The sequence below is a fragment of the Intestinibacter sp. genome, from assembly GCF_051866655.1.
Lineage (GTDB): Bacteria > Bacillota > Clostridia > Peptostreptococcales > Peptostreptococcaceae > Intestinibacter.
Genome location: NZ_JBJDXL010000380.1, coordinates 1 through 3,155, shown reverse-complemented (window position 1 = coordinate 3,155; position 3,155 = coordinate 1). Strand labels below are relative to the sequence as shown.

Genomic DNA, 3,155 nt, shown 5'->3' with positions numbered 1-3,155 from the left:
TTCAATCTACCCCCTTATTTTTTTACAAAAATTTTACTATACACCTTGGTGATATTTTCCCAAGAATTCTCTAGTACGCTCATTCTTAGAGTTAAATAATTCCTCTGGAGTACAATTTTCTACAATTACGCCTTTATCCATAAATATCATTCTATCTGATATATCTCTAGCAAATGACATTTCATGAGTAACTATTACCATGGTCATATTCATTTCGGCAAGTGAACGGATAACCTTTAAGACCTCTCCTGTAAGCTCTGGATCTAGCGCTGATGTAGGTTCATCGAAGAAAAGTATTACAGGCTTTAATGCAAGAGCTCTAGCTATTGCGACTCTTTGCTTTTGTCCACCTGATAATTGATGAGGATAGGCGTCCTTTCTATCTTCAAGGCCTAGCTTTTTAAGTAATTCCATAGCTTCTTTTTCTGCCACATCCTTAGGTACTTTTTTTACTCTAATTGGAGCCTGAGTTATATTTTTTAAAACATTAAAATGTGGAAATAGATTGAAGTTTTGAAAAACCAATCCAGTTTTTAATCTTATTTTATCTAGTACATCGTTATTTGCGTATTTTACAGTGCCATTTTCACTTGACACCATAACTTCTCCATCGACAGTTATCTTACCTGCATCGACAGTTTCTAGTCTATTTATACATCTAAGCAATGTAGATTTACCTGAACCTGAAGATCCTATTATAGAAACTATCTCCCCATGATTTACATCTAATGAAATATCTTTAAGAACTTGCAAATCCCCGAAGCTTTTTTGTAAATTTTCAACTGATAAAATTTTCATAATCCGCATTCCTCCTATTCATAGTAATCTAGTTTCTTTTCTAGATAGAAACAGAATCTTTCAACTACAGTATTCATAACTAAATAGAATACACCTGCCACAATAAGTGGTACAGTTGAGAATTGTGAAGACATTGTAGCACCTGCAAGCTTGAATATTTCTGCAACACCTATTACTTGAGCTAATGCAGTATCCTTTACAAGAGTCATAAGTTCATTACTAAAAGGTGGTATGATTCTCTTTATAACTTGAGGTAAAATTATTTTAAAGAAAGTCTCAGTCTTACCAAATCCTAAAACTGTCGCAGCTTCATATTGCCCAACAGGAATAGATTCTATACCACTTCTGTAGATTTCAGCGATATATGCACTGTAGTTTAGAGTAAATGCAAGTATTGCCGCCCAAAATCTAGATAAAGTAGCCCCAAATATATAATAAGGAGCAAAATAGAAAAACATCAATTGAAGTATTAGAGGTGTTCCCCTCATTACTAGTAAGAACGCTTGTACGGGAACTCTTATAATAGCGTATTTTGACATTCTACCAAAAGCTACAAACATCCCAAGTATTGATGAAAATATTATAGTTAGAAAAAATATTTCTAAAGTCACTACAGAACTTGGAAGCATATTTTTTACCAAGGTCATTATGCTCTCAAAATCCAAATAAATCCCTCCCTTTTTAATTTTTCTTATCTTACAAAAAGGCGCCAAATTAAGTTAAATAAACTTATAAATCTGACACCTTTTTATTATACATTATTATGTTTAAATTTGAAATTTTAATTTAACTATTCTCCAATTATAGTTAAGTCTTCTCCAAACCATTCTTCACTTATTTTAGCTAAAGTACCGTCTTTTTTCATTTCTTTTAGAGTATCTTCAACTTTTTGACATAGAGCTTCTTCACCTTTTCTAAATCCAACACCCATTTGTTCATCGAATATAGTTGTATCTTCTATGATGCTGTATTTATCAGGTTCTTTAGCCATATAGTAACGAGCAACTACTGTATCCATTGCAACTGCATCAGAACCACCAACTTCTAAGTCCATTAATGCTTTTACGTTATCTTCAACACCTACGAATTCTTTGAAAGAATCTTTTAATTCAGTGTTTTTATCTATAGTAGCATATGCAGTAGAACCACTTTGAGCTGCTACTACTTTATCTTTTAAGTCTGCTTCTGTTTTTATACCAGAATCAGCTAAAACTACATATATTTGAGGGTTTGCCATATATGGAGCTGATATAGTTAGAGCTTCTTGTCTTTCTGGAGTTATACCAAATCCATTCCATATACAGTCTATATTTTTAGATGCTAATTCTTGTTCCTTAGCTTCCCAGCTTATAGGTTGGAATTTAACTTCTACACCCATTCTCTTACCAACTTCTTTAGCTAAGTCGATATCAAATCCTACTATATTATTATCGTCATCTCTAAATCCCATTGGTGGAAATGCATCGTCAAGTCCTACTATTAATTCTCCTTTATCCATTATATAGTCTAATGAAGCGTCTTCACTTTGACTAGAAGCACTTGAAGCAGATTCTTTTGAAGAAGAACATCCGCCAAGTATTGTACTAAATGCTAGCACAAAAACTAAAGCTATTGCTGATAACTTTTTCATATTATTATACCTCCCGTTTTAAAAACAAAATTTTCAAAAAATGTTTATTTTTTAGGAAAATAATAACATATGAACTAAAATAAGTCAACTATAGTAGATGTTTTTTCGAACTATACATATATATAATATTTATATAGTTCGTTTTTGAAAAATATATAAAATATAAAACGATAATTAGATTTATTAAATAGAGTAATTAATTGTATATTTTAAAAATCTACTTTTAAAGTATATATAAGAAATTTTTCCTTTGGATCATTTTTATATAAATCCTCAAAGATAATTTCTCTTTCTAATATAAATGGAGTTCTATATTCTAAAAATTGAATATAATCGTCACTTGGATAGTAAAGTATTAAATCTATATTTCTAGGATTTTTTTCAAAAGAGTCGAGTATATTTTCTACGACCTTCATAAAAATCTGCACAGAAAAAGGATTAAAGAAATAAAATTTATTGTCTTTTGGGTCTATATCATAATTTTGTGCTAGGTTACAATGAAAATTAATTTTATCCTCCATTTTCTTATTTTTTTGAATATATCTGGATTTATTTAATAATGCTTCATTATAATATATTTCATTAAACTCTATTCCGTTAACAATACATTTAAAATAATAGTTTATATAAAATATAAGTCTTCCCTTCCCACATCCAAAGTCTACAACACGATCATTTTTATCTAAATCGTAATTTTCAAATAGAACATCTAATGCTTCGTATAGAG

The 3,155-nt window shown here is 30.1% G+C and carries 4 protein-coding genes; all 4 read right to left on the bottom strand.

Going from position 1 to position 3,155, the window contains the following annotated elements:
- Positions 1-36: 36 nt before the first annotated feature.
- Positions 37-798, bottom strand: coding sequence for an amino acid ABC transporter ATP-binding protein (locus tag ACI3VO_RS11345; RefSeq protein ID WP_439758023.1), 762 nt, complete (start codon positions 796-798; stop codon positions 37-39).
- 14 nt (positions 799-812) lie between these two features.
- Entirely contained in the window at positions 813-1,463 is a 651-nt protein-coding gene (locus tag ACI3VO_RS11340) for an amino acid ABC transporter permease (protein ID WP_439758022.1), read from the bottom strand.
- A gap of 125 nt (positions 1,464-1,588) precedes the next feature.
- Positions 1,589-2,428, bottom strand: a complete 840-nt coding sequence (locus tag ACI3VO_RS11335; RefSeq protein ID WP_439758021.1) for an amino acid ABC transporter substrate-binding protein — start codon at positions 2,426-2,428, stop codon at positions 1,589-1,591.
- 209 nt (positions 2,429-2,637) lie between these two features.
- A partial coding sequence (locus ACI3VO_RS11330) for a class I SAM-dependent methyltransferase (RefSeq protein WP_439758020.1) occupies positions 2,638-3,155 on the bottom strand: 518 nt, incomplete at its 5' end.